This window comes from Paraburkholderia sediminicola, from assembly GCF_046026675.1.
Lineage (GTDB): Bacteria > Pseudomonadota > Gammaproteobacteria > Burkholderiales > Burkholderiaceae > Paraburkholderia > Paraburkholderia sediminicola_F.
Genome location: NZ_JAQQEY010000001.1, coordinates 1,910,139 through 1,935,682, shown reverse-complemented (window position 1 = coordinate 1,935,682; position 25,544 = coordinate 1,910,139). Strand labels below are relative to the sequence as shown.

Below are 25,544 nucleotides of genomic sequence, written 5' to 3'. Positions count from 1 at the left end.
CCGCCTGCTAAAACCTATCTGAGCCTGCCTGAGCCAACCTGAGGCTCCAGGACTTGAGGGCCATCAAGCGCGCTCGAGCGCCAGCGCCACGCCCATGCCGCCGCCGATACACAGCGACGCCAGACCCTTCTTCGCATCACGCTTCTGCATTTCATGCAGCAGCGTGACGAGAATCCGGGCGCCCGACGCACCGATCGGATGGCCGATCGCGATCGCGCCACCGTTCACGTTGATCTTCGACGTGTCCCAGCCCATTTGCTGATTCACGGCGCACGCCTGTGCGGCAAACGCTTCGTTGATTTCCATCAGGTCCAGATCGGCCGGCGTCCAGCCCGCGCGTTCGAGACAACGGCGCGAGGCCGGCACCGGGCCCATGCCCATCACCTTCGGATCCAGACCCGAGGTGGCGTATGCCTTGATGCGCGCGAGCGGCGTGAGGCCGAGCGCTTCGGCCTTCTTCGCCGACATCACCAGCACCGCCGCCGCGCCGTCGTTCAGACCCGACGCATTGGCTGCTGTCACCGAGCCTTCCTTCGAAAATGCCGGCTTCAGACCCGCCAGCGATTCAGCCGTCACACTGTGACGCACGAACTCGTCCGTTGCGAAACGCAGCGGCTCACCCTTGCGTTGCGGAATTTCGACCGGCACGATTTCGTCATTGAAACGGCCCGACTTCTGTGCGGCTTCCGCCTTGTTCTGCGACAGTGCCGCGAACGCATCCTGCTGCTCGCGCGTGATGCCGTATTCCCTGGCGACGTTTTCCGCCGTCACGCCCATGTGGTACTGGTTGTAGACGTCCCACAGGCCGTCGACGATCATCGAGTCGATCAGCTTTGCGTCGCCCATGCGGAAACCGTCGCGCGAGCCCGGCAGCACGTGCGGCGCGGCGCTCATGTTTTCCTGACCACCGGCGATCACGATGTCCGCATCACCCGCGATGATCGCGTTGGCCGCCAGCATCACGGACTTCAGGCCCGAGCCGCACACCACGTTGATCGTCATGCCGGGCACCGCCGTGGGCAGCCCAGCCTTGATCAACGACTGACGCGCCGGGTTCTGCCCCGAGCCTGCCGCCAGCACCTGCCCCAGAATGACTTCGCTGACCTGCTCAGGCTTCAGACCAGACCGTTCGAGCACGGCGCGAATCACTGTAGCGCCGAGTTCGGGCGCAGCGATCTTCGCCAGCGACCCACCGAATTTGCCTACTGCCGTACGGGCGGCCGATACGATCACAACATCAGTCATTTCCATATCCTCCGGGACATCGGCTAGACACGCCGCAGCCCGTCAAGTTAAAAATCTTGTTGCCAATGCGCCCTTGCATCTTTCAGGACGCGCACTCATACCGCCACACCACCGCGCCCTCAGGCGCGCTGAAGCCTACTCCCGTTGCCGCACATAACGCCCCGGCGCCGGTTCGATCGCCGGGAATTCGGCGGAGCCGGCCGTGGCGCGCGGCTTCACTTTCTTGCCGCCATACTGATCGAGCCACGTGGTCCATTCGGGCCACCAGCTGCCGGGCACTTCGGTCGCCTGGTCGAGCCATTCGTCCGGGCCTTCCGGCAACGTCTTGACGTCACCTTCCAGCGTCCAGTAGTTGCGCTTTTTCTTCGCCGGCGGATTGATCACGCCAGCGATATGACCCGACGCGCCGAGCACGAACTTCAGCGGTCCGGCGAGCAGCGGCACCGACGCATAGGCGGTTTGCCACGGCACGATATGGTCTTCGCGTGAACCGTAGATGAAGGTGGGCACGTCGATCTTCGAGAGGTCGACCGGCTCGCCGCAGGTAGTCACCGCGCCCGGCTCGCGCAGACGATTCTCGAGATACGTGTTACGCAGATACCAGACATACATCGGGCCCGGCAGACTCGTCGAATCGCTGTTCCAGTACAGCAGATCGAACGGCACCGGCGTGCGCCCCTTGAGGTAATTGTCGACGACGTAGTTCCACACCAGATCGTTCGGCCGCAGGAACGAGAAGGTGTTGGCGAATTCGATGCCGCGCATCAGTCCGGGCTTGCCGCCGTTCTTGCCGCCAATGGTCTGCTCGCGCATCTGCACATGCGCCTCGTCGACGAATACGTCGAGCACGCCCGTGTCCGAGAAATCGAGCATTGCGGTGAGCAAGGTCATCGACGCGGCCGGATGCTCGCCGCGCGCGGCCGCCACTGCCAGCGCCGTGGCGAGCATGGTGCCGCCCACGCAGAAACCCAGCGTGTTGATCTGCTCGCGGCCGCTGATCTTGCTGACCGTTTCGATCGCCTTGAGGACGCCTTCGCTGACGTAGTCATCCCACGTCTTGCCTGCGATCGATGCGTCCGCGTTGCGCCACGAAATCAGAAATACTTGATGACCCGAATCGAGTCCGTGCGCGACCAGCGAATTCTCCGGCTGCAGATCGAGAATGTAGAACTTGTTGATGCAAGGCGGCACGATCAGCAGAGGCCGCTCACGCACGGTGGCCGTGCGCGGCTTGTACTGGATCAACTGAATGAGGTCGTTCTCGAACACCACCGAGCCTTCGGTGTTCGCGAGATTTTCGCCGACCACGAAACGCGATTCGTCCGTCTGCGAAATCTTGCCGCGCTGCATGTCGCCCAGCAGATTCATCACACCCTGACGCAAGCTCTCACCCTTGCTATCGAGCAAGGTCTTTTGCGCTTCCGGATTCAACGCGAAGAAGTTGCTCGGCGATGCGGCTGCGGTCCATTGCTGAACCGCGAACCGAACGCGCTCGCGCATCTTCGGTTCCGTTTCGAGTGCGTCGACCATTTCCTGCAGATAGCGTGCGTTCAACAGATACCACGCAGCAGTAAATGCATAGGCCGGCGTCGCGCTCCACGCGTCGGAACTGAAGCGGCGGTCCTTGAGTTCGGGGGCTTTCGCCGTGGAGGTGGCCGCCTGCTGGATCAGGTCCATCGCCTCGCGCGAATAATCGGCTTGCAGTTTTTGCAGACGCTCCGATGGAATCGCGGCGCTCGGCACATTGAGTCCGGCGAAGGAAGGCATTGACGGCAGGGCTCCCGCAGCCAGTTTGCTGAAGTCAGGCATGCCGGGGAACGACGGCATCTCCGACAAGCCCATTTGCGGCATCTGGGGCACTTGCGGCATCTGGAAAGGTATGCCACTGCCGCCTGGCGGCGTGCCAAGCGAACGCCACGCGTTCATCCAGGCGTCCAATAACTGCTGCATGCCTGCGGCTGGTGATGCGCCGCTCGTACCGGCCTGCTGCGTGTGCTCCGTCGAGGAGTCCGTGCTGGGAGAAGCTGAGGAATGTGATGCTGCCATACCTGCTTTTGACCGGTAAGTCCTTGCGGACGGGTTGAGAGGCAGGTTCATGCGCACGTGGGCGATCGCTCGCGACCTCGTCACGCCCTGTCCCATGTACGAGGAGCTGTGAGGAACATTCTTGCTCCCCATCGCAAGGCATGTCAATGCTTGTTCCCGATTTTGCCGCAGTGCGATAGTTTTTTAATTATCGTTTTCCCTGTATAGCAGATCGCGCTTTTGGAAGATGGGTTGATAAGTGCCGGCATAAGCAAAAAAAGCTCCGGTATTGCATGGCCTTGTGCGTATTTATGCGCATTTATTCGTTCACCTGCCCGCACTTTTAGCGGGAGATTAACGCACCCATGACAAATTCCGGCAGCGCAGCAAAAGCACGCAACGCGTCTCCGAATAAACCCTCATACGGATGCTCGCAGGAAAACGGCGCGCCGGTCGAGGCAACGGCGAGAAGCGCCACGGCCGCATGATGGCGCTGATAAAGCGAAGCGCCATTCGATGCGGCCGAGCATGATGGATGATTGAGCGCCGGACTTAACGCGTAGCCTGATCGTCCAGCCAGATCAGCGCGGCCATGCGCCCTGTCTCGCGATCACGTCGATAGGAATAGAAACGTTCAGGTTGCGTGACCGTACACAGATCGCCGCCAGCAATGCGCGTCACGCCGATCCATTGCAAGCGCAAACGCGCCAGCGCCGCGAGATCGGCGAGATATTTGCCGGCGTTTTGCGGATGCGTAATGAATGCATTCGCGGTGGCTTCGCGTTGTGCGTCGTCCACGCCGTTCATGAAGGCGTCACGCACGTCTGCACCCACCTCGAATGCGTCCGGTCCGATAGCCGGACCCAGGTAGGCATGCAACGATGCGGCCTCCACCCCGGCGAGACCGGCGACGCGCTGCGCAGTCTGCTCGACGATACCCGCTGCCAGACCACGCCAGCCGGCATGGGCCGCGCCGACCGCGCGTCCCGCTTCGTCGCACAACAGCACCGGCATGCAATCGGCGACCATCACGACACACACCGTGCCGGGCCGATCGGTGACGCTGGCGTCCGCTCGCGTCGGCATACCGCTTGCCTGAGTCTGCGCGAGCACATCTTCCGCGCGCACGATGCCTGCGCCGTGAATCTGTTCTAGCCACGCGGCCTCGCCTACGCCCGCCAGACCCAGCAACCGTGCGCGATTGGTTGCAACCGCGGCAGGATCGTCACCGCTTTTCATCCCCAGATTCAGGCCGCCGGGCTGGCCAGCGCCATTCTGCCAACGGCCGAACGGCGGCTCGCTCACGCCGCCATTGCGCGTGGTGACGAGCGCACGCACACGCGGCGACACATTCCATGCAGGTTGCACAACATCGGCAAAGCTCAGCTCGGGCAAGCTCATGCGTGACCGTCCTCGTCGTGTTCATCGTCGTGATCCTGGCCTTCGTCGTGATCGCCGTCGCCGTGTGCATCGCCTTCATCGATATCGTCGTCCAGCGAAGCGTCGTAGTCGTCTTCCTCGTAGTACGTCTCGTCGAACTCGCCCGCATCGTCACGCCCCAAGCCAAGCGCCGCCGACAGCACCTGCATGTCTTCCGGTGCATCGGCGCGCCATTGCATGGTCCGGCCGGTTTTCGGGTGAATCAGGCCGAGGCGCCATGCATGCAGCGCCTGACGCGCGAATCCGTCCGGCAACGGCGTCACCGAGCGCTTGCCGCGTGCTCGCCCATAAATCGGATCGCCGAGCAGCGGATGGCCGATATGCGCGCAATGCACGCGAATCTGATGGGTGCGGCCGGTTTCCAGATCGCAATGAATCGCGGTGACCGGCTGACGCTGCCAGATCGCCGTGTCCACGCGCCGGAAATGCGTGCGCGCCGCTTTGCCCGACGCGCTCGTCACCACCGCCATGCGCGTGCGTTCGCGCGGATCGCGGCCGATCGGCGCGTCGATCGTGCCCTCTTCGGGCATGTTGCCCCACACCAGCGCGAGATAACGGCGCTTCACCGTGCGTGCCTGGAGTTGGCGCACCAGATCCGTCTGTGCCTCGAGCGTACGCGCCACCACCATCAGGCCGGACGTTTCCTTGTCGAGCCGATGCACGATACCGGCGCGCGGCAAGCCGGCCGCGGCGTCGCCATAGCGGTACAGCAGGCCGTTGAGAAGGGTGCCGCTCCAGTTGCCGGCCGCCGGATGCACGACCATGCCGGCCGGCTTGTTGATGACCACCAGCGTGTCGTCCTCGTAGACGATCTCGAGCGGCACCGGTTCGGGCGTGAACGCGAGTTGCTCCGGCAGCAGATCGGGCACGAGCTCGATGGTCGCGCCAAGCGGCACCGGCTGACGGATTTTGGCCGGCTTGCCGTCGATGCGCACCCGCTCCGACTCGATCCAGCTTTGCAGCCGGTTACGTGAAAACTCCGGAAAGATCCGGGCGAGCACCTTGTCGAGGCGTTCGCCGGCCAGTTCGTCGGGCACGACGACGCTGCGCGGCGACTCGTCCGCCACGGGGCTCGCCACCGTCGGCACCCTGCTTTGCGGGCCGGCGGAGGCGAGCGCGTCGCTGCCGAGATCGTCGTCGAGCGAGTCGACGCCCAATGCGTCGGAGGGGTCAGCGCTTACGCTATAATCTTTGTTGCTATTCCCGGCACCGGTTGCGGCGCCTGGAGTATTTGAGCGGGTCATTGAGTCTGGGTCACCTGGACGTAAAGCTAGACTGGAAAATGCGAGCCTTGAACACCATCACTAAAGCGGCGATCAATTTGGCGGTCATCAAGAAGATGGCCCGGAAAGTGGCCGGATACATTGCGTGCGCCGCAGCCGTCGCCGTTGTTGCGGCTTGCCACGGCCTGCCGGAAAAGACCGACGAGACGGCTACTTGGAACAACAACAAATTATATACGGAGGCGAACGACGCTCTGAGCGGTGGTGATTTCGGCAAGTGCGCCAAGTATTTCGAGATGCTCGAAGGCCGCGATCCGTTCGGCCACTTTGCCCAGCAAGCGCAGATCAACGTCGCGTATTGCAACTGGAAAGATAACGAAAACGCCGCCGCCGACCAGGCGATCGACCGCTTCATCCAGCTGCACCCGGATCACCCGGACATCGCCTACGCGTACTACCTGAAGGGCATGATCCACTTCAACGACGACCTCGGTCTGTTCGGCCGCTTCTCCGGCCAGGACATGAGCGAGCGCGATCCGAAGTCGCTGCGCGAGTCGTATGACGCGTTCAAGGTCGTGGTCGACAAGTACCCGAACAGCAAGTATGCGCCGGACGCCGCGCAACGCATGCGCTATATCGTGAACGCGCTGGCGTCGCACGAAGTCCACGCGGCGGACTATTACTACCGCCGTGGCGCGTATGTCGCCGCGATCAACCGCGCGCAGCTGGCGTTGAAGGAATACAAGAACGCACCGGCTATTGAAGACGCACTGCACATCATGATGCTGTCGTACGAGAAGCTGAACCAGCCGCAACTGGCGGATGACACGAAGCGCATTCTGGCTGGCACCTTCCCTGACAGCCCGTATATCACGGGCCATGCAAGGCCCGGTAAGGAAAAGTCGTGGTGGCAGTTCTAAGCCTCGACTAGCTGCCTTAAACAGAAACGCCACGACTTCGGTCGTGGCGTTTCTGTTTGTGCCGCGTGGCCGCCAGCCTATTCAGCACCAGCCGGCAACCGGCGCGCTCAGTCCCGCTCGAACAAAGCAATCGACTCCACGTGCGAGGTGTGCGGGAACATGTTCACGACACCCGCCCCCGCCAGCCGATAACCGGCATCGTGAACGAGCATGCTCGCATCGCGTGCGAGCGTTGCCGGGTTGCACGACACGTAGACGATACGCTTGGGCAGCGGCCCATTGCCGCTCTGCGCGATCTCCGCGAGTGCCTTGGCGACAGCCAGCGCGCCTTCGCGCGGCGGGTCGACCAGGAATTTGTCGAAATGTCCGAGCGCGCGCATGTCGTCGGCGGTGACTTCGAACAGGTTGCGGCAGGCGAACGAGGTATGCCGCGCCACACCGTTCAGCTCGGCATTGGCAAGTGCGCGCGAAGTCAGCACGTCACTGCCTTCGATACCCATCACTTCCTTCGAAATCCGCGCGAGCGGCAGCGTGAAATTGCCGATTCCGCAGAACAGATCGAGCACGCGGTCCGTGCTGGCCGGGGCCAGCAAACGCAGTGCGCGGCTCACCAGCACGCGATTGATGGCGTGATTCACCTGGGTGAAATCGGTCGGCTTGAACGGCATCCGGATGTTGAATTCCGGCAGCGTGTAGTCGAGCTGCACGTCGAGCGGATAAAACGGCGTAACCGTGTCAGAACCGCCCGGCTGCAACCACCACTGGACCTTGTGTTCGTCGGCAAAATCGCGCAGCACCTGCTCGTCGGCAGCGGTAATCGGCGCGAGATTGCGCAGCACCAGCGCGGTGACCGACGAGCCGACCGCGAGCTCGATCTGCGGCATCCGATCGTAAATCGACAGCTTGCGGACCATGAAACGCAGCGGCATCAGCATCGCCGACACATGCGGCGGCAACACCTCGCAGGTCTTCATGTCGGCGATATTGCCGCTCTTCTTCTCGTAGAAGCCGATGCGCATCCCGCCCTTTTCCGGCAGATAGCGCACAGCCAGACGCGCGCGGTAGCGGTATCCCCACGCCGGCCCGTGAATCGGGCGGAACACCGTCTCCGGGCGCAGCTTCGCCAGATGCTGGAGATCGTCTTCGAGCACGCGCTGCTTGACGGCAATCTGGGCGCGGATGTCGAGATGCTGCATCGAACAACCGCCGCAGGTATCGAAGTAGATACATTTCGGCTTGGTGCGAAGCACGCTTTCGCGGAACACCTGGACGACCTCAGCCTGCTCGAATTTCGGCTTGCTGCGATGCGTCGAGTAGCTGACACGCTCGCCGGGCAACGCGCCTTCGACAAAAATCACCTTGCCGGGCGTGCCGTCTTCGCTCTCGATGCGGCCCACGCCGCGCGCTTCCATGTCGAGCGAAACGATTTCGATGATCGGCTCAGTGCCGGTAATGACGTGCGCTTTCGCCGGAGCGGGCGCCTTCTGGCGCTTGGGAGAGCGACGTTGTGGGGCAGTTCGGGACACCTGCGACTTCCTGACAAACTTGGGGGAAAGGCGAGATTGTAGACGAAGCGCCGCGCGCGCCGATCGCTTCGATCACGATTAGCATACGGCGAACCTTGGCGCTCGCGCCCGACTTCGCACCACGGCGGCTGCCGTCAGACGCTCAACCGCGTGAGTGTGCGGCGAACCGTCGTTACAACAAGACTGATAAGCAAGCCGCTTACTGATCGAATGCGGCCAGATACTCGGCCCATTGCGGCGCCGCCTCGAGCGCCAGCGCATTCTTGACCAGGTTGATCTCGTCAGCATACTCTTCGGCCGAAAACGCGCCGCGGATCAGCTGGAAGCGGCAATACAGCAGGTACGTATTGACGACGTCGGTCTCGCAATAGTTGCGGATTTCCTCGATGCGGCCGTCCTGATAGGCGTTCCACACCTGGCTGCCGTCCATTCCCATCTTGCCGGGAAAGCCGCACATCTTCGCGAGCGCGTCGAGCGGCGCATTGGCGCGCGCCTGATACATCGCCAGCACGTCCATCAGATCGGTGTGACGCGCGTGATAGCGGCTGATGTAGTTGTTCCACTTGAACTCGCGGTCGTCCTCGCCGAGGTCCCAGAAACGGGAGGCGGGAATGCCGTTGACCAGCGCGCGGTAGTTCAGCACCGGCAGGTCGAACCCACCACCGTTCCACGACACGAGCTGCGGCGTGTATTTTTCGATCACGCGATAAAACGACTGCACGAGCGCGGCCTCGCCGTCTTCCAGCGTGCCGAGCGAGCGCACACGGAAACCGTTGTTGTCGCGGAACACGCAGGAAATCGCGGCGATCCGTTGCAGGTGGTGCGGCAGGAAATCGCTGCCGGTCTTTTCGCGGCGCGCCGCAAAAGCGTGCTCTGCGACTTCGGCGTCGCTCAGCGTGGCGGGCAGATCTTCGAGGCGGCGAATGCCGGCAACATCGGGAATCGTCTCGATGTCGAAAACAAGAATCGGTGTCATCAGGTTATAGAACGGCGTCCTTCCGAACACCGTTGGAGGCAAAGAAGCGCTTCAGCCGCACCAGCGCTTCCTGTTGGATCTGGCGCACACGCTCGCGCGTGAGGCCCATTTCGTCGGCCAGCTCTTCGAGCGTGGCGGGCTCGATATGGTTGAGCCCGAAGCGACGCTCGATCACATGACGATGCTTGTCCGACAGCCGCGCGAGCCACGCACGCGTGAGCGTTTCCAGCTCGCGGTGCTGCACTTCGGCATCCGGCGACTGGCTTTGGTCGTCGGACAGCAGGTCGAGGAGGCTGCTCGCCGGGTCGAGATCGAGCGGCGCGTCAAGCGATGCGGTGTGCTCGTTCAGCGCGAGAATGTCGGTGACTTCGTCGGTGGTCTTGCCGGTCAGATAGGCAATGTCGTCGATGCTGGCGTCGCGGCGCTCGGCGGCTTCGCCCGAATTCATCGAATTCTTTTCCAGATGGCGCTTCGCGCGCAGCACCTGATTGAGCTCACGGATCACGTGCACCGGCAAACGCACCGTGCGCGCCTGGTTCATGATCGCACGCTCGATGCTTTGGCGAATCCACCACGTGGCGTACGTCGAGAAACGAAAGCCGCGCGTGGGATCGAATTTCTCGATGGCGTGCATCAAGCCGAGATTGCCCTCCTCGATCAGATCGAGCAGCGGCACGCCGCGGTTCAGATAACCCTTCGCGATGCTGACGACGAGCCGCAAGTTGCGCTCGATCATCACTTGCCGTGCTTCAAACTCGCCCGCCTTGGCCAGACGCGAATACTTCTGCTCTTCCTCGACGGTCAGGAGCGGCTTGACGCTGATGCGGTTCAGGTAGTGCTGAATCGTGTCGGCCGTCAGCTCGGCTTGCAGAAGCGCGCGGAAGTCATCAGCGTCGGCAGGAACTTCGCGGGCCTCGCTGGGTTCTTCCGCGCCGCCCTGACGTTCGTCGAGATCGCGCTCCTCTGCGATCTCTTCTTCGACTTCCGAAGCGCCGCTTTCCTCCACCGAAGCGGGCGTGACGCCGCTAATCGTCTCAGACTCGGCTTGCGGCAGGCGGCGCTTCGATTTCGGCATGGTCGTATCGCTTATTGCGGCGGCAAATACTTCAGTGGGTCGACAGGTTTACCCTGGCGGCGAACTTCGAAATGCAACATCACGCGGTCGGAATCGCTATTGCCCATCTCGGCGATCTTCTGCCCTTTGGTCACCGCATCTCCCTCTTTTACCATCAAAGCGCGGTTGTGTGCATACGCCGTGAGATAAGTTGCGTCATGCTTGATGATAATGAGATTGCCGTAACCACGCAGCCCATTTCCGGCATAAACCACGCGCCCATCCGCCGAAGCCTTAACCGGATCGCCAGCCGCGCCGCCGATATTAATACCCTTGTTGGTCGAATCGTTGAACGTGCCGAGCATCGGTCCACGCACCGGCCATGCGAACGCCACGTTGCCGGACGCGCCGGCGCTCGAGTCGCTCGCTGCACCCGGGTTGGCCGGCGGTGTTAGCGAGGCGTTGTTCGCACCCGAACCATAGATCGGCGGCGCGGCGACGCCCGCTGCCGGCGGCGTACTGCCAAGCGGCGCGCTCTGCACAGCGCCACCACCGCCAATCGGCGCCGTCGACACGCCCGGCGTCAGTGCGGCGGTGTTCGCACCTGGCGGCACGACGCGCAGTAACTGATCGACCTCGATCTGATTCGGGTTAGTGAGATTGTTCCACGTCGAAATGTCGCGGTAGTTCTGGCCGTTCTCCAACGCGATCCGGTACAGCGTATCGCCCGGCTTCACGCGGTAGTAGCCCGGCGGCGGCGGTCCGAGCGGCACAGCCGGCTGTTGCGTGGCTTGCGTGCCGAGCGCACTGCTGCCGGAACGGTCGACGACCGGCGCCTGATCGAGGCGGGTCGCACAGGCCGACATCAACAGGGACAAGGCGAGCACGCACACGCTACGCTGGGTTACGGTCATGGGGATAGTCAGTCTGGTTCTTTGCATCGCGCGCAACATACTCATCGGTGTCAAATCACTCCGGATTTTAAGGGTACAAAGAAAACGCGATCAAGCCGCGACTCGCGCCACTGCGCGGGTCCGAGGCGTTCGACCAGAGTCAGCACCTGGTTCTGGCCTTCCTGCGAGCCGACCGGCGCGACCAGGCGGCCGCCGACCGCGAGTTGTTCAAGTAATGCTTGCGGTACGTCGAGCCCAGCTGCGGCGATCACGATCGCGTCGAACGGCGCCGCCGACGGCAGCCCCAGGCGGCCATCGCCGTAGTGCAGCCGGATGTTCGGAATGCGCAGCGGGCGCAAGTTCGTCTTCGCGCGTTCGGACAGCGGCTTGATGCGTTCGATCGAGTAAACATCACGCGCGACCTGGCTCAGCACTGCTGCCTGATAGCCGCAACCGGTGCCGATTTCGAGCACATTGTTCAACGCGCGGCCGGCGGCCGCCAGTTCGATCATCCGCGCGACCACGGAGGGCTTGGAGATCGTCTGGTGATGGCCGATCGGTAACGCGGCATCTTCGTAGGCCTGGGCCGCGAGGCCGGGGTCGACGAACATATGGCGCGGCACCACCGACATCGCGTTCAACACGCGCTGATCGGTTACGCCGTTCGCACGCAGGCGTTCGACCATCCGTTCGCGAACCCGTTCCGAAGTCAGTGCCAAAGCGCCGTTCAACGCGACATTCGGCACAGCGGCGCGCTCGTTGAGTTTGGCGGCGGGCCTATTCACCGGCGCCGGTTTTGGCGCGGCGCGCGCAGCCGAACCTTGCCCGACGGCTGTTCCGTGTGGTTTGGCCTGCAGTTTGGCTTGCGGCTTGGCCTGGGTGCTGACAGCCGGTTTCAGCGTCGAGTTCACCGGCGCCTTGATTGGCGCCTTCGCCTGTGGCTTTGCTTGCGACGTCGTTTGCGGTTGGGTCGGCGCTCTCACCGGCGACTTCGCCTGGGTCTTTCCCGCTGAGCCGAGCGGCGAGTTCTTCGCCGGTTGCGGGCGTGCGTTCAGCGCCGCGCTCGCGGCAAGTGCCGCCGCGCGCACTTCACCCGGACGCCCTTCGGGCCGGCGCGGCTCGCGCACCAGGTCCTCGAGGCCGAGCGGAAAGCGCTTTGCGCGCTCGCTCGTCATGAAGCGCCGCTGCCGGCGCGCGCCCAGTCGCGCGCTGCGGGCAGCATTTGCGTGTGGGTCAGGTCGAGCTGCAACGGTGTGATCGACACCTGGCCGTTGGCGACAGCGTGGAAATCGGTGCCTTCGCTCGCGTCACGAGCGCTGCCCGACGGGCCGATCCAGTAGATCGGCTCGCCGCGCGGATTGGTCTGGCGGATCACCGGCTGCGACGGATGTCGCTTGCCCAGACGCGTGATATGCCAGCCGTCGAGTTGCTCGTACGGCAGGTTCGGAATATTGACGTTCAGGAGCGGATGCCCCGGCAACGGCTGCTCGAGGTAGTGCGCGACGATCTCGGCGGCCACGCGCGCAGCGTCTTCGAGATGCCCCCAGTCTTTGTCGACCAGCGAAAAAGCGATGGCCGGCACGCCGAACATGATGCCTTCGGTGGCGGCGGCGACGGTGCCCGAATAGAGCGTGTCCTCGCCCATGTTCTGGCCGTTGTTGATGCCCGAGACAACCAGGTCCGGCGTGTGGTCCAGCATACCCGTCAGCGCGATATGCACCGAGTCGGTTGGCGTGCCGTTGACGTAGTAGAAACCGTTCGCCGAGCGCAGCACCGAAAGCGGACGCGACAGCGTCAAGGAATTGGACGCGCCGCTGCAGTTCTGCTCGGGGGCCATCACGGTGACGTCCGCGATCGGCTTGAGCGCTTCGTAAAGCGCGGCAAGGCCGGGCGCCAGATAACCGTCGTCATTGCTGAGTAGGATTCGCATGCGGCGATTGTAACCGAGGAAAGAAGGCACGCGAACGACACGGCAGGCCGTGCGCGCATCCCATGCAAAGCGCACGCGCCGGGCCCCGCGCCGATGGGTATCGATTGCGCACGAACCGGCTTCGAACAATAAAAACGCACGGTCGTGCGGATTGTTTTACACTCAGAATGGTTGCGAACCCCTGATCGATATGGAGACACGATGCGCGCGATTCGCTGTAATCAATATGGACCGCCGGAGAGCCTGGTCGTCGAAAATCTGCCGGACCTCGAGCCGCCGCCAGGCCACGTCGTGATCGACGTCAAAGCCGCGGCCGTCAACTTTCCCGATGTGCTGATCATCGAGAACAAATACCAGTTCAAACCACCCCTGCCCTTTACGCCCGGCTCGGAAGTCGCGGGCGTCGTGCGCGCGGTCGGCGCCGGTGTGACGCAGTTCAAACCAGGCTCGCGGGTAGTCGCGTTCACCGGCTCGGGTGGCTTTGCCGAGCAGGCGCCGGCGCCGGTCACGGCGTGCGTGCCGCTAGCGGACGGCGTCGACTTCGAACTGGCCGCCGCGTTCACGCTCGCCTATGGCACTTCGCATCATGCGGTGGTCGATCGCGGGCAATTGAAGGCCGGCGAGACGATGCTGGTGTTGGGCGCGGCGGGCGGCGTCGGACTCGCTGCGGTCGAAATCGGCAAGGCGCTCGGCGCGCGCGTGATCGCAGCGGCGTCGAGCGACGAGAAGCTCGCCACTTGCGTCAAGCATGGCGCAGACGCCACCATCAACTACAGCACCGAAGACCTGCGCGAACGCATCAAGGCGCTGACCGACGGCAAGGGCCCGGACGTGATCTACGATCCGGTCGGCGGTATCTATGCGGAACCGGCGTTTCGCAGCATCGGCTGGCGTGGGCGTTATCTGGTGGTCGGCTTTGCAAACGGCGAGATCCCGAAGTTGCCGCTCAACCTGACGCTGCTCAAAGGCGCGAGTCTGGTCGGCGTGTTCTGGGGCGACTTTGCGAAACGCGAGCCGCAGCACAATCACGCCGCGTTCGAGCAGATGACCGGCTGGATCGGCGCGGGCAAGCTCAAGCCCTACGTGTCGGAACGTTATTCGCTCGAAGACACCGGCCGCGCGTTGCGCGATATGGCGGAGCGTCGGGTGATCGGGAAGATAGTGATTACGCCTTAGGCGTAATGCGCTGACGCAGCCGCTCCTTTGAGCGGCAAGAAAACAGAAAACGGCGTGCGGTTTAAAACCACACGCCGTTTTTGTTGAGCCTTTGGGAATGTGGGACTACAGCTTTTCCGTATCACCCGACTTCGGCTGCCACTTCATCAGCCGCCGTTCGCCAATCCCGACGATGGCGTCCAGAATCAGCGCGAACGCAGTCAACACCAGAATCCCGGCGAACACAGTATTGATATCGAAGGTGCCTTCGGCTTGCAGAATCAGATAGCCGACGCCGCGCGCCGAGCCGAGATATTCCCCCACCACCGAGCCGACGAACGCCAGGCCCACCGAGGTGTGCAGGCTCGAAAACACCCAGCTCATCGCGCTTGGCAGATAGACAAAACGCAGCAATTGCTTGCGATTCGCGCCGAGCATGCGCGCGTTGGCAAGCACAACCGGGCTCACTTCCTTCACGCCCTGGTAGACGTTGAAGAACACGATAAAGAACACCAGCGTGACGCCTAGCGCCACCTTCGACCAGATGCCGAGGCCAAACCACACGCCGAAGATCGGCGCGAGAATCACGCGCGGCATCGAGTTGGCAGCCTTGATGTACGGATCGAACAGCGCGCTCGCGAGCGGCGACAGTGCAAGCCACAGACCGACGCCGAGCCCAAGCGCGGTGCCGAGCACAAACGCGAGCACCGTTTCGACCAGCGTGATCCACAGGTGCAGATAGATTTCGCCGCCCGTGAACCACTCCCAGATGCGTTGCAGCACCTTCTGCGGCTCGCCGAAGAAGAATGCGGCCTTGTTCGGGTCGTCGAAATAAAACGCCGGCAGCAGTGTCGGACTGGTCAGCACATACCAGAGTACGAAGCACAGCACGAGCAGCAGCCACTGCCAGATCACCAGGTTCGCCCGGTTCGGGCGCAACGTCTTCCACATGACTCGGTTTGCCTTAGACGATTGATCGACGCCAATACAGGATGCAGCAAACAGGACTTAACTTCGAGACGCATCACAGGATTCAACTACGGATATTCGTACGTGCTGTCACGCCACTCCGCAATGCGACGCAACTACGCGCGCCGCTTAAACAGCCGTGAGTTGCTGCTGATAACCCTTCAGCACCTCATCGCGCAGCACGCTCCAGATCTGTGCATGCAACTCGACGAAACGCGGATGCGCACGAATTTCGGCGACGTCGCGCGGACGCGGCAGATCGATCGTGAATTCGCCGATCGGATGCGTGCCAGGCCCCGCCGACAGCACCACCACGCGGTCGGACATCGAGATCGCTTCGTCGAGATCGTGCGTGATGAACAGCACCGCTTTGCGTTTGGCGGCCCACAGGTCGAGCAGCTCGTTTTCCATCAGCTGACGCGTCTGGATATCGAGCGCGGAAAACGGTTCGTCCATCAGGATGATGTCCGGATCGAGGATCAGCGTCTGCGCCATCGCGACGCGCTTGCGCATGCCGCCCGACAGTTGATGCGGATAGCGATCGCCGAAACCGCCGAGACCCACGCGCTTCAACCACTCGTCGGCTTTGCTGCGTGCTTCAGCCGGCGGCACGCCGTGAAATGAGAGCCCGGCCATCACGTTGTCGATAGCCGAGCGCCACGGCATCAGCGCGTCGGCCTGGAACATATAGCCGGCGCGCCGGTTGATGCCCTTGAGCGGTTCGCCGAAGACACTGACCGTTCCCGTCGACGGCTCCAGCAATCCCGCACCGACGTTCAGCAAAGTGGATTTGCCGCAACCGGTCGGGCCGACCACCGAGACGAATTCGCCCGGCGCGATGCGCAAGGTCGTGTCCTTGACCGCTGTATAGCGCTGCGCGCGATTGTCCCGCGCAGCAAAGGTGCAGGTGATGTTGTCGAGCGCCAGGGCGGCAACGGTCATCGTTCGACTCGCTTCGAAGATCGATTTCGGTTTGTCATGTCGTCATGACGACGGTGGTCGAGGCGAATGCGGCACGTGCCGTCCTTCGCCCCATACCGACGGCACTCAGGCCTTGACCGTCGTCAGCGCTTTCTTGACGAAGTCGTTGGTCCACGTCTTCGACAAATCGATCGGCTTGCCCTGCACGTTCGGGTCGAACGCCTGCAGGGTTTTCAGCGACGTGGCCGGGCCGTCGGCGGGCATCAGGCCATCCGGCGACATGGCCTCCTTCACGTGCTGCCACGCGTCCAGATACACCGCGCGGTCGCCGAGCAGATAGCCTTCCGGCACGGTATTGATCAGCTCGCTGCCGGTCGCCGTTTGCAGCCACTTGAGTGCGCGCACCATCGCATTGGTCAGCGCCTGAGTGGTGTTCGGATTCTTCGTGATGAAGCTCTGCGACGCGTACAGACACCCCGCCGGCATGTCGCCGCCGAACACGCTGCGCGTATCAGCCAACGTACGCGTGTCCGACACGACGCGGATCTCACCGGTGCGTTCGAGCTTGGTCATCACCGGGTCGAGATTGGCGATCGCATCGATCTGGCCCGACTGCAGCGCGGCAATCGCGCCAGCCCCTGCACCCACACCGATGAACGCGACGTCTTTCGCGGTCAACCCGGCTTTCGCCAGCACGAAACTCGCCATGATCGAGGTCGACGAACCCGGCGCGGTCACGCCGATTTTCTTGCCCTTCAGATCGGCGATCGACTTGTAATTCGGCATCGCCTTCTTCGACACCGCGAGCACGATCTGCGGGGCGCGTCCCTGCAGCACGAATTCGCGGAACGACTGCTTTTGCGCCTGCAACAGCAAGGTGTGCTCGAACGCGCCGGAGACCACATCCGCGCTGCCGCCGACTGCCGCCTTCAGCGCTTGCGAGCCGCCGGCGAAATCCGAGATTTCGACGTCGAGTCCTTCGTCCTTGAAGTAATTGCGGCGCTCGGCAATCGTGAGCGGCAGGTAATAGAACAGATTCTTGCCGCCGACAGCGATCGCCACCTTGGTGGTTTCAGGTTTGCCCTGTGCGAAAGCGAACGGCGTGGCGGCGAACGTGGCGCCCGCGAGCGCCGCGCTACCGGCGAGGAAGGTTCTGCGTTGCATGGTCTCTAGTCTCCGAACTTTTGTTGTCTTTTTGCCGCGCGCTCACTCACACAATCTGTTGCGCGTGCAACCTTGCAATGTGGTCAGAATCATAACCTAGCGATTGCAGGACTTCATCGGTATGTTCACCCAGTTCCGGGCCTAACCAACGCGTTTCGCCGGGCGTTTCCGAGAGTTTCGGCGTCACCGACGGGAGCGTGATTTCCTGACCGTCCTGCCATTTGAAGCGCTGGATCATCTGGCGCGCCATGAATTGCGGATCGGTGAACATGTCCGCGACGCTGTAAATCCGGCCGACCGGCACGTCGGCGGCGTTCAGCACGGCGAGCGCTTCGTCGATGGTGCGCGTGGCGAGCCACGCGGCGATCGCGCCGTCGATTTCCTGGGTACGCGGCACGCGGCCGTCGTTGTGCGCGAGAGCTGGATCGTTCGCCAGATCTTCGCGTTCGATAGCGATCATCAGGCGCTTGAAGATCGGATCGCTATTGCCGCCGATGACAATGCTGCCGTCGCGGCACGGATAGGTGTTCGACGGCACGATGCCCGGCAGCGACGCGCCGGTGCGCTCACGCACCATCCCGTACACGCCGTACTCCGGCACCACGCTCTCCATCATGTTGAAGACCGCTTCGTACAGCGCGACGTCGACGACCTGCCCTTTGCCGCCATTCACCTGCTTGTGATGCAGCGCCATCAACGCGCCGATCACACCGTGCAGTGCGGCAATCGAATCGCCGATCGAAATACCGATGCGCGGCGGCGGCAAATCCGGATAGCCGGTGATGTGGCGCAACCCGCCCATCGATTCGGCGATCGCGCCGAATCCAGGCCGGTCGCGATAGGGCCCGGTCTGGCCGTAGCCGGACAGACGCACCATCACGAGCCCGGGGTTCTCCGCCGACAGAACGTCATAACCGAGGCCGAGTTTCTCCAGCAAACCCGGCCGGAAATTCTCGACGACGATATCAGCTTCTTTCGCCAGACGCCGCACGATCTCCTTGCCCTCTTCGGCTTTCAGATTGATCGTGACGGATTTCTTATTGCGCGCCTGAACGGCCCACCATAGCGACGTGCCACCGACTTCCGGATAAAGCTTGCGCCATTTGCGCAACGGGTCGCCGCCTTTGGGATCTTCGATCTTGATGACGTCGGCGCCGAACTCACCGAGAAAGCGTGCGGCGAACGGGCCGGCGATCAGCGTGCCGAGCTCGAGCACCTTGACGCCGGCGAGCGGGCCTTTCGGAGTGGCGGTGGCACTGGGGTCGGGATTGACGCTCATGTGTCTCCTCTGTGTTCTGTGCTTGCCCGGGCGCGGCGCGGCTGGGAGCGTTGCGGAGCAGTCCCGCCCGGCTCGCTCAGGTATTGCAGGCGCCGCGACATGGCGCTGCCGGTTACGTCGCGCTACATCGAGCGCCGGTCGAGCATCGCGCGGGCGATCGTGCCGGCGTCGACATACTCGAGTTCGCCGCCCACCGGTACGCCGCGCGCGAGGCGCGTCACGGCAAGACCGCGCGCCTTGAGCGTCTGCCCGAGGTAATGCGCGGTGGCCTCGCCTTCGTTCGTGAAATTGGTTGCGAGCACGACTTCCTTGACGATGCCATCCAACGCGCGCTTGACCAGGCGGTCGAAATGAATCTCCTTCGGGCCGATGCCGTCGAGCGGACTGAGCCGCCCCATCAGCACGAAATAGAGGCCGCGATAGGTCATCGTCTGTTCGAGCATGATCTGGTCGGCGGGCGTCTCGACGACGCACAACAACGCCGGATCGCGCTCCTCATCGAGGCAGACCTCGCAGATCTGCGCTTCGGTAAAGGTGTTGCACTTCTCGCAGTGCTGCAGATGTTCAGTCGCGAACAGTAACGAACGGCCGAGCTTCTCGGCGCCGTCGCGATCGTGCTGCATCAGATGGTACGCCATGCGTTGCGCGGATTTAGGCCCGACACCGGGGAGCACGCGCAGCGCTTCGACGAGCGCCGACAAGGCGGAAGGTTGTTTCATACGGATCGGCGGTGTCGAAGTGGGTGTTGCCCGGTATGGCCCGGTATGCGGGTGGCGATGCGGTTGTTTCTGGTTGCTGCTATCAACTCGACGACCGAACTGACTGAAATGCACCGATGCGAACTTGCAAGCACCGGGAACTGCGAACTGGGCAGGCCTTGGAACGAGCCCGGCTCGCGTATTCAACTCACGCCGCGGTCAAAGCCGTGGCATGAGCCCCTTCCTGCAGCGACGTCGCTCAGAACGGCAGCTTGAAGCCCGGCGGCAGCGGCAGACCCGAAGTCATACCGCCCATCTTTTCCTGAGCGGTGGCTTCGGCCTTGCGCACGGCGTCGTTGAACGCAGCGGCGACCAGGTCTTCCAGCATGTCCTTGTCGTCGGCGAGCAGGCTCGGATCGATCGATACGCGGCGCACGTCGTTCTTGCAGGTCATCGTCACCTTGACGAGACCCGCACCCGACTGTCCTTCGACTTCGATCAATGCAAGCTGCTCCTGCATCTTCTTCATGTTTTCCTGCATCTGCTGGGCCTGCTTCATCAGCCCGGCGAGTTGGCCTTTCATCATGGACATGCTCCTTCTTGAAAGCGTGAAATCCGAAAAATCGGGTGCGCCGCACGGCGCGGCGAATCAGTGAGCGGACGGCGCGCCGTTCGGGCCGGCGTCCTGCGTAATCGGGCGAATCGAGCCGGGCACGATGCTCGCGCCGAACTCGCGAATCAGCGACTGCACGAACGGATCGGCGCCGATTTCGCGCTCCGCTTCCTGCTGGCGCTGGGCGCGCATGGCGGCGTCGTGTGCGGCCGCGGTGCGGCGTGCCGGACCGACTTCGACCAATACGTCGACGTTCTGGCCGAGCTTTTCCGCGAGCGCGACTTTCAGTTTAGCGACCTGCGAGGCTTCCGCGTACTGCGGCACCGGCACGTTCAGTTTCAGCGTGCTGCCTTCGAGTGCCATCAGTTCGCTGTTGAACGCGAGCTGATACGAAATGCCCTTGAGCGGCAGATCGACTGCGAGCGCGGGCCAGTCGCCCTGGAAACCCAGCGGATCGAGTGGCACCGCGGGCGGCAACGGCCGCTTGTCGACTACGGGTGCGGGGGTCGACGCAGGCGTGGCGTTCACGCGGACGTCGTCCGGTCCACTGTCGAACACCGGCATGTAGTTGTCGTCCGGCAGGCCGTAATAGCCCTCGTCCGCTGCCGTGAGCGGCATGTATTCATCGGGCGGCATGTCGTCCCACGGTGCATTCGACGAGCCGTTCTGCTCCTGGGCTTGTGGCGAAGGCGCACGTGCGGCAGGAGCGGCGTCCTGTTGCGGCGCGCGGCGCGGGGCGCCCGGCGTCGGCACATTGACGACCACGCGGGGTGCGGCAGGCTTCGGCGCGGCCGGGGCTGCAGCGGGCTTGGCGGCGGAAGCTGCCGCCGTAGCGCGGCCACGATCCGACGACACTTTCAGGCCGGCGCTGCGCAATACATTGAGCGCGTCGCTCGCGCCGCCTGCGCGGCGCGGCGGGATGTCGGCTGCGGGCGGCGATTCTTGCGATGCTCTCGCGAGCGCGGCCCCTTCTGCCCGTGCGGACACGGCTGCGGCTGGAGCAGAGAGCGAAGACGCGGGCGCCGATTCCTGAGGCGCGGCCGCAGCGGGTGCTTCGTTCCAGGCTGCCTCGATGGGCGCGTCGTCCCACGGTGCCAAGGCCGGCGCAGCCGCAATTCTTGTTGCTGTGATCGATTCAGCCTGTTCGGCCGTCGATACCAGGGCCGGCGCAACCGCTATCTTTGTGGCCTCGATCGATTGGTTCGCTTCAGTCGCCGGCGCCGAGGCCGGCACAGTCGTTACTTTTGTTGCTTCAGCCGCTTCGACTGCCGGCGCCGAGGACATCGCTTCGGGCACCGGTGCCACTTGGGGCGCGCTCGTGTCCGTAGGTGCAGGCGCCGGATCGCTCAAAACCGGTTCGGCGGACGCTTCTTCCTGCCACGGCGCTGAAGCCGGTGCGGCAATGACGTCAGGCGCCGTGTGCGCCTGCGCCGGGCTCGCTTCCCCAGAGGCCGATGCGGATGCAGCTGCGGACGTGGAAACGATTGCTGCTTCACCATTAGCGGGCTTCGGCGTGTCAGCATTTTCAGCAGGCTCCGCCGACGCCGCGTGCCGCGCATCCGGCATCGCAGGCTTCGCTTCTGCCACCGGATTCCCGGAGCGCACCGGCACGGCAGCGGCTGCTTCAACCGCACGCGACGACGCCACCGCCTGTTGTGCAGCGACCGCCGGCGAGCCGGTGCGTTTAGCTCCACCCGCCCCCGCCGGCCCTGCCGCTCGCGCCGCAGCCGCGCCACCACCACCGGCGGGCGCGGGCTCGAACGCCAGCATGCGCAATAGCGTCATCGTGAAACCAGCGTATTCGTCAGGCGCAAGACCCAGTTCGCTTCGGCCGATGGTCGCAATCTGATAGAACAGCTGCACCTGCTCGGCGCTCAACGCCTCGGCAAAACGACGCAGATCAGCCGCTTCCGGCCACTCGTCCAACACCGACGACGGCGCGAACTGCGCCCACGCGATTCGGTGCAACAAGCTCGCCAGATCCTGCAACGCCGTCGAAAACGACAAGCTGCGCAACGCCATCTCGTCCGCGACCGACAGCACGGCGGCGCCGTCGCCATCGGCAAGCGCGTCGAGCAGGCGAATCAGATAGCTTTGATCGAGCGCGCCGAGCATGCCGCGCACCGCTTCTTCATTCACCTGATTGGCCGAATAGGCGATCGCCTGATCGGTCAGCGAGAGCGCGTCGCGCATCGAGCCGTCGGCCGCGCGCGCGAGCAGGCGCAATGCCTGGGCGTCGAACGGCACCTTCTCTTCGCCGAGAATGTGCTCGAGATGCGACACGATGTGCCCGGCCGGCATCTGCTTCAGATTGAACTGCAGACAGCGCGACAGCACCGTGACCGGAATCTTCTGCGGATCGGTGGTAGCAAGAATGAATTTGACGTGCGAAGGCGGCTCTTCCAGCGTCTTCAACATCGCGTTGAAGGCATGGTTGGTCAGCATGTGCACTTCGTCGATCATGTAGACCTTGAAGCGCGCATCGACCGGCGCGTAAACCGCACGCTCCAGCAACGCCGCCATTTCGTCGACACCGCGGTTACTCGCCGCGTCCATCTCGACATAATCGACAAAGCGGCCTTCATCGATCTCGCGGCACGCGCGGCACACGCCACACGGCGTGGAGGTCACGCCGGTTTCGCAATTCAGCGCCTTGGCGAAGATGCGCGACAGCGTGGTTTTACCGACGCCGCGAGTGCCCGTAAACAGATAGGCATGATGCAGACGGCCACCGTCGAGCGCGTGCGTGAGCGCGCGCACCACGTGCTCCTGTCCGACGAGCGAAGCGAAATCCTTCGGCCGCCATTTGCGTGCGAGAACTTGATAGGTCATCCGGAAATTGTATCAGTAACGATGGCGCGCAAAACCGAATCGAGACGGCGCGCGAACGCGTGTTGCCGCTTCATTGAAACAGGCTAACGGACCGATAGAAAAAAATAGATGAAGCGCGCGAAAAATGCCACTGCTGCGTCTGCGTGACAGCGCTTGGGGTAAACAGAAGATGAGAGGTGCGGCAGAGGAAAAGCAGAAAAAGGAGGGTGACGAGCCTGACCCTCGGCACTGGTGGAAAACGGCTGTGGCTGCTTCGTTCCCGACCTGACCAGGTTGACCATCCCTCCATGCGAGGAGGCCCGTCACGAAACATTCTATCACCGCTTGGCCCGTCGCGCGACTGTTAATACGACCAAACCGGCATCGACGCGCCGAATCAGGCGCTTCGTACCATATAGACAGTCCCCTCGAATGACGCGTCCAGGTCACTTGAGTTTGCGCTGCCAGTCACCAGATAAGCTGCGTCGCGGTTATCAGAACGTAGTGGCACTTCACCGGCAGCCGTTGGCCCCACTGCCCTTGATGAGTACTATCACCACCGGCAACGCATAGCGAATTAAGCTAAACTGCCGTACGGATGACCCGCAACCGCGAGCTTTCCGCGCATTCTGGAATGGGTCTTTCGGCTCTTTCGAGCGTGCGCAGGTAAGGCTCCGATTGCGGCAAAGCGAACGGAAGTTTCCCTAGATTTTGACGTATCGTGGCGAGCAATTCAGGCGGGCCTCGAACCGATAGAGGTATTCATACAATGAGCGAATCAATCAAGCATATTAGCGACGCATCGTTCGAACAGGACGTCGTGAAATCCGATAAACCCGTGCTGCTCGATTTCTGGGCTGAATGGTGCGGTCCGTGCAAGATGATCGCGCCGATCCTCGACGAAGTCGCGAAGGATTACGCCGATCGCCTGCAAATCGCCAAGATCAATGTCGACGAGCATCAATCGACGCCGGTCAAGTTCGGCGTGCGTGGCATCCCCACGCTGATCCTCTTCAAGAACGGCGCTGTCGCCGCGCAGAAGGTCGGCGCGTTGTCGAAGTCGCAACTCACCGCGTTCCTCGACGGCAACCTGTAAAACGGTCGCATCGGCGCGCCCCAGGCCTTCGCGACCTTCAGGCGCGCTGTTATAGGCGTGTTGTCCAGCGACAACACGCTTAATAAGAAAGATGCCATGCCGTCGTACTGACGGAAATTGGCGTGTGCTATGCTAGAATCCGCAAAACGTCGAAAAGACGTGTAAGTCCTTGAGCGGTTCCGCTCACTCTCCTCCCAGATTTCATTTCGTCGCACCTTCTCCTGCGGGTTCTCCGTATGCATTTATCCGAGCTTAAGACTCAGCACGTGTCCGAATTGATCGAGATGGCCAACGGCCTCGAGATCGAAAGTGCAAACCGCCTGCGCAAGCAGGAATTGATGTTTGCCATTCTAAAAAAACGAGCCAAAGCGGGCGACACGATCTTCGGCGACGGCACGCTCGAAGTGCTGCCGGACGGCTTTGGCTTCCTGCGCTCGCCGGAAACCTCGTATCTGGCCAGCACGGATGATATTTACATCAGCCCGTCGCAAATTCGCCGCTTCAACCTGCACACGGGCGACACGATCGAAGGCGAAGTGCGCACGCCGAAAGACGGCGAACGCTATTTCGCGCTGGTCAAGGTGGACAAGGTCAACGGCCAGCCGCCGGAAGCCTCGAAGCACAAGATCATGTTCGAAAACCTGACGCCGCTGCACCCGAACAAGGTGCTGCTGCTCGAACGTGAAATGCGTGGCGAAGAAAACGTCACGGGCCGCATCATCGACATGATCGCGCCCATTGGTAAGGGTCAGCGCGGCCTGCTGGTTGCGTCGCCGAAGTCCGGCAAGACTGTGATGTTGCAGCACATCGCGCACGCCATTAAGCAAAACCATCCGGATGTCGTGCTGTTCGTGCTGCTGATCGACGAACGCCCGGAAGAAGTGACCGAAATGCAGCGTTCGGTGGCCGGCGAAGTGATCGCCTCCACGTTCGACGAACCGGCAGCGCGTCACGTGCAAGTCGCCGAAATGGTGATCGAGAAAGCCAAGCGCCTCGTCGAAATGAAGAACGACGTGGTGATTCTGCTCGACTCGATCACGCGTCTCGCGCGGGCGTACAACACTGTCGTGCCGGCCTCGGGCAAGGTGCTGACGGGTGGTGTCGACGCGAACGCGCTGCAACGTCCGAAGCGCTTCTTCGGCGCGGCGCGCAATATCGAGGAAGGCGGCTCACTGACCATCATCGGCACGGCGCTGATCGAAACCGGCAGCCGCATGGACGACGTGATCTACGAAGAGTTCAAGGGCACCGGCAACATGGAAGTGCACCTGGAGCGTCGTCTTGCTGAAAAGCGCGTCTATCCGTCGATCAACCTGAACAAGTCCGGCACGCGCCGTGAAGAACTGCTGATCAAGCCCGAAGTCCTGCAAAAGATCTGGGTGCTGCGCAAGTTCATTCACGATATGGACGAAGTCGAGTCGATGGAATTCCTGCTCGACAAGATCCGCCAGACGAAGAGCAACTCCGAGTTCTTCGACATGATGCGTCGTGGCGGCGGCAGCTAAGGCTTAGGCTTAGGCCCCAAGGCTGCACCAGAAGTAATCAACCGCAACGCACAAGAAAACCGCTCACTGCAAACGAGCGGTTTTTTTTCGCCCGCGGCATC

The 25,544-nt window shown here is 62.7% G+C and carries 21 protein-coding genes and 1 other RNA gene; 4 read left to right on the top strand and 18 right to left on the bottom strand.

Annotation, left to right across the window (positions count from 1 at the left end):
* Positions 1–63: 63 nt before the first annotated feature.
* From PQQ86_RS08420 to PQQ86_RS08405, 4 genes are all read right to left on the bottom strand, one after another.
* A complete protein-coding gene (locus tag PQQ86_RS08420; protein ID WP_408265737.1) occupies positions 64–1,245 on the bottom strand; it encodes an acetyl-CoA C-acetyltransferase in 1,182 nt (393 codons plus the stop codon).
* 135 nt (positions 1,246–1,380) lie between these two features.
* Positions 1,381–3,195, bottom strand: a complete 1,815-nt coding sequence (phaC, locus tag PQQ86_RS08415) for a class I poly(R)-hydroxyalkanoic acid synthase (protein WP_408265736.1) — start codon at positions 3,193–3,195, stop codon at positions 1,381–1,383.
* A gap of 627 nt (positions 3,196–3,822) precedes the next feature.
* Positions 3,823–4,671: a peptidoglycan editing factor PgeF gene (gene pgeF, locus PQQ86_RS08410; RefSeq protein WP_408265735.1), complete on the bottom strand. Its 849-nt coding sequence runs from the start codon at positions 4,669–4,671 to the stop codon at positions 3,823–3,825.
* Complete coding sequence (locus tag PQQ86_RS08405) at positions 4,668–5,954, bottom strand: RluA family pseudouridine synthase (RefSeq protein WP_408265734.1); 1,287 nt, start codon at positions 5,952–5,954, stop codon at positions 4,668–4,670. The genes pgeF and PQQ86_RS08405 overlap by 4 nt, the downstream gene beginning before the upstream one ends.
* A 95-nt stretch (positions 5,955–6,049) precedes the next feature.
* Between PQQ86_RS08405 and PQQ86_RS08400 the strand changes: the two genes are divergently transcribed.
* Positions 6,050–6,853: an outer membrane protein assembly factor BamD gene (locus PQQ86_RS08400; RefSeq protein ID WP_408270172.1), complete on the top strand. Its 804-nt coding sequence runs from the start codon at positions 6,050–6,052 to the stop codon at positions 6,851–6,853.
* 107 nt (positions 6,854–6,960) lie between these two features.
* Here the strand turns inward: PQQ86_RS08400 and rlmD are convergent, their stop codons facing one another.
* From rlmD to surE, 6 genes are all read right to left on the bottom strand, one after another.
* Entirely contained in the window at positions 6,961–8,379 is a 1,419-nt protein-coding gene (gene rlmD, locus PQQ86_RS08395; RefSeq protein ID WP_408265733.1) for a 23S rRNA (uracil(1939)-C(5))-methyltransferase RlmD, read from the bottom strand.
* A gap of 199 nt (positions 8,380–8,578) precedes the next feature.
* Positions 8,579–9,355: a 3'-5' exonuclease gene (locus tag PQQ86_RS08390; protein ID WP_408265732.1), complete on the bottom strand. Its 777-nt coding sequence runs from the start codon at positions 9,353–9,355 to the stop codon at positions 8,579–8,581.
* A gap of 4 nt (positions 9,356–9,359) precedes the next feature.
* The gene (gene rpoS, locus PQQ86_RS08385) at positions 9,360–10,430 is read right to left on the bottom strand and encodes an RNA polymerase sigma factor RpoS (RefSeq protein WP_408265731.1); all 1,071 of its coding nucleotides are present in this window, start codon (positions 10,428–10,430) and stop codon (positions 9,360–9,362) included.
* Between the two features lie 11 nt (positions 10,431–10,441).
* Positions 10,442–11,368 carry a peptidoglycan DD-metalloendopeptidase family protein gene (locus PQQ86_RS08380; RefSeq protein WP_408265730.1) on the bottom strand — a complete coding sequence of 309 codons (927 nt, stop codon included), beginning with the start codon at positions 11,366–11,368 and terminating at the stop codon, positions 10,442–10,444.
* A gap of 5 nt (positions 11,369–11,373) precedes the next feature.
* Positions 11,374–12,477 carry a protein-L-isoaspartate(D-aspartate) O-methyltransferase gene (locus tag PQQ86_RS08375; RefSeq protein WP_408265729.1) on the bottom strand — a complete coding sequence of 368 codons (1,104 nt, stop codon included), beginning with the start codon at positions 12,475–12,477 and terminating at the stop codon, positions 11,374–11,376.
* Positions 12,474–13,232, bottom strand: coding sequence for a 5'/3'-nucleotidase SurE (gene surE / locus PQQ86_RS08370; RefSeq protein WP_408265728.1), 759 nt, complete (start codon positions 13,230–13,232; stop codon positions 12,474–12,476). Before surE ends, PQQ86_RS08375 begins: the two co-directional genes overlap by 4 nt.
* 201 nt (positions 13,233–13,433) lie before the next feature.
* Here surE and PQQ86_RS08365 point away from each other — a divergent pair, with 201 nt between their 5' ends.
* The gene (locus PQQ86_RS08365) at positions 13,434–14,408 is read left to right on the top strand and encodes an NADPH:quinone oxidoreductase family protein (protein ID WP_408265727.1); all 975 of its coding nucleotides are present in this window, start codon (positions 13,434–13,436) and stop codon (positions 14,406–14,408) included.
* A 105-nt stretch (positions 14,409–14,513) separates the two neighbouring features.
* Here PQQ86_RS08365 and PQQ86_RS08360 read toward each other — a convergent pair whose 3' ends face one another.
* From PQQ86_RS08360 to ffs, 8 genes are all read right to left on the bottom strand, one after another.
* Positions 14,514–15,338 (bottom strand): ABC transporter permease, encoded by an 825-nt coding sequence (locus PQQ86_RS08360; protein ID WP_093632649.1) that lies wholly within the window; start codon positions 15,336–15,338, stop codon positions 14,514–14,516.
* A 147-nt stretch (positions 15,339–15,485) separates the two neighbouring features.
* Positions 15,486–16,298: an ABC transporter ATP-binding protein gene (locus PQQ86_RS08355; RefSeq protein WP_408265726.1), complete on the bottom strand. Its 813-nt coding sequence runs from the start codon at positions 16,296–16,298 to the stop codon at positions 15,486–15,488.
* 105 nt (positions 16,299–16,403) lie between these two features.
* Positions 16,404–17,441, bottom strand: coding sequence for an ABC transporter substrate-binding protein (locus PQQ86_RS08350; RefSeq protein ID WP_408265725.1), 1,038 nt, complete (start codon positions 17,439–17,441; stop codon positions 16,404–16,406).
* Between the two features lie 46 nt (positions 17,442–17,487).
* Positions 17,488–18,720 carry a CaiB/BaiF CoA transferase family protein gene (locus tag PQQ86_RS08345; RefSeq protein ID WP_074284278.1) on the bottom strand — a complete coding sequence of 411 codons (1,233 nt, stop codon included), beginning with the start codon at positions 18,718–18,720 and terminating at the stop codon, positions 17,488–17,490.
* 122 nt (positions 18,721–18,842) lie between these two features.
* The gene (gene recR / locus PQQ86_RS08340; protein ID WP_408265724.1) at positions 18,843–19,439 is read right to left on the bottom strand and encodes a recombination mediator RecR; all 597 of its coding nucleotides are present in this window, start codon (positions 19,437–19,439) and stop codon (positions 18,843–18,845) included.
* Between the two features lie 238 nt (positions 19,440–19,677).
* A complete protein-coding gene (locus PQQ86_RS08335; protein ID WP_007182071.1) occupies positions 19,678–20,004 on the bottom strand; it encodes a YbaB/EbfC family nucleoid-associated protein in 327 nt (108 codons plus the stop codon).
* Positions 20,005–20,067: 63 nt separating this feature from the next.
* Complete coding sequence (gene dnaX, locus PQQ86_RS08330; RefSeq protein ID WP_408265723.1) at positions 20,068–22,863, bottom strand: DNA polymerase III subunit gamma/tau; 2,796 nt, start codon at positions 22,861–22,863, stop codon at positions 20,068–20,070.
* A 205-nt stretch (positions 22,864–23,068) separates the two neighbouring features.
* Positions 23,069–23,167, bottom strand: an RNA gene (ffs, locus tag PQQ86_RS08325) — signal recognition particle sRNA small type.
* Between the two features lie 444 nt (positions 23,168–23,611).
* On the opposite strand from ffs, the gene trxA reads away from it, so the two are divergent.
* Positions 23,612–23,938 carry a thioredoxin TrxA gene (gene trxA / locus PQQ86_RS08320; protein ID WP_054039468.1) on the top strand — a complete coding sequence of 109 codons (327 nt, stop codon included), beginning with the start codon at positions 23,612–23,614 and terminating at the stop codon, positions 23,936–23,938.
* A gap of 236 nt (positions 23,939–24,174) precedes the next feature.
* Positions 24,175–25,443, top strand: coding sequence for a transcription termination factor Rho (gene rho, locus PQQ86_RS08315; RefSeq protein WP_074284282.1), 1,269 nt, complete (start codon positions 24,175–24,177; stop codon positions 25,441–25,443).
* The last annotated feature ends 101 nt before the right edge of the window (positions 25,444–25,544 follow it).

Coding starts and splice junctions, on each gene's coding strand:
- PQQ86_RS08420 (WP_408265737.1), bottom strand. CDS start 1,245: ATGACTGATGTTGTGATCGTATCGGCCGCCCGTACGGCAGTAGGCAAA.
- phaC (WP_408265736.1), bottom strand. CDS start 3,195: ATGCAGCAGTTATTGGACGCCTGGATGAACGCGTGGCGTTCGCTTGGC.
- pgeF (WP_408265735.1), bottom strand. CDS start 4,671: ATGAGCTTGCCCGAGCTGAGCTTTGCCGATGTTGTGCAACCTGCATGG.
- PQQ86_RS08405 (WP_408265734.1), bottom strand. CDS start 5,954: ATGACCCGCTCAAATACTCCAGGCGCCGCAACCGGTGCCGGGAATAGC.
- PQQ86_RS08400 (WP_408270172.1), top strand. CDS start 6,050: ATGGCCCGGAAAGTGGCCGGATACATTGCGTGCGCCGCAGCCGTCGCC.
- PQQ86_RS08390 (WP_408265732.1), bottom strand. CDS start 9,355: ATGACACCGATTCTTGTTTTCGACATCGAGACGATTCCCGATGTTGCC.
- rpoS (WP_408265731.1), bottom strand. CDS start 10,430: ATGCCGAAATCGAAGCGCCGCCTGCCGCAAGCCGAGTCTGAGACGATT.
- PQQ86_RS08380 (WP_408265730.1), bottom strand. CDS start 11,368: ATGAGTATGTTGCGCGCGATGCAAAGAACCAGACTGACTATCCCCATG.
- PQQ86_RS08375 (WP_408265729.1), bottom strand. CDS start 12,477: ATGACGAGCGAGCGCGCAAAGCGCTTTCCGCTCGGCCTCGAGGACCTG.
- surE (WP_408265728.1), bottom strand. CDS start 13,232: ATGCGAATCCTACTCAGCAATGACGACGGTTATCTGGCGCCCGGCCTT.
- PQQ86_RS08365 (WP_408265727.1), top strand. CDS start 13,434: ATGCGCGCGATTCGCTGTAATCAATATGGACCGCCGGAGAGCCTGGTC.
- PQQ86_RS08360 (WP_093632649.1), bottom strand. CDS start 15,338: ATGTGGAAGACGTTGCGCCCGAACCGGGCGAACCTGGTGATCTGGCAG.
- PQQ86_RS08355 (WP_408265726.1), bottom strand. CDS start 16,298: ATGACCGTTGCCGCCCTGGCGCTCGACAACATCACCTGCACCTTTGCT.
- PQQ86_RS08350 (WP_408265725.1), bottom strand. CDS start 17,441: ATGCAACGCAGAACCTTCCTCGCCGGTAGCGCGGCGCTCGCGGGCGCC.
- PQQ86_RS08345 (WP_074284278.1), bottom strand. CDS start 18,720: ATGAGCGTCAATCCCGACCCCAGTGCCACCGCCACTCCGAAAGGCCCG.
- recR (WP_408265724.1), bottom strand. CDS start 19,439: ATGAAACAACCTTCCGCCTTGTCGGCGCTCGTCGAAGCGCTGCGCGTG.
- PQQ86_RS08335 (WP_007182071.1), bottom strand. CDS start 20,004: ATGATGAAAGGCCAACTCGCCGGGCTGATGAAGCAGGCCCAGCAGATG.
- dnaX (WP_408265723.1), bottom strand. CDS start 22,863: ATGACCTATCAAGTTCTCGCACGCAAATGGCGGCCGAAGGATTTCGCT.
- trxA (WP_054039468.1), top strand. CDS start 23,612: ATGAGCGAATCAATCAAGCATATTAGCGACGCATCGTTCGAACAGGAC.
- rho (WP_074284282.1), top strand. CDS start 24,175: ATGCATTTATCCGAGCTTAAGACTCAGCACGTGTCCGAATTGATCGAG.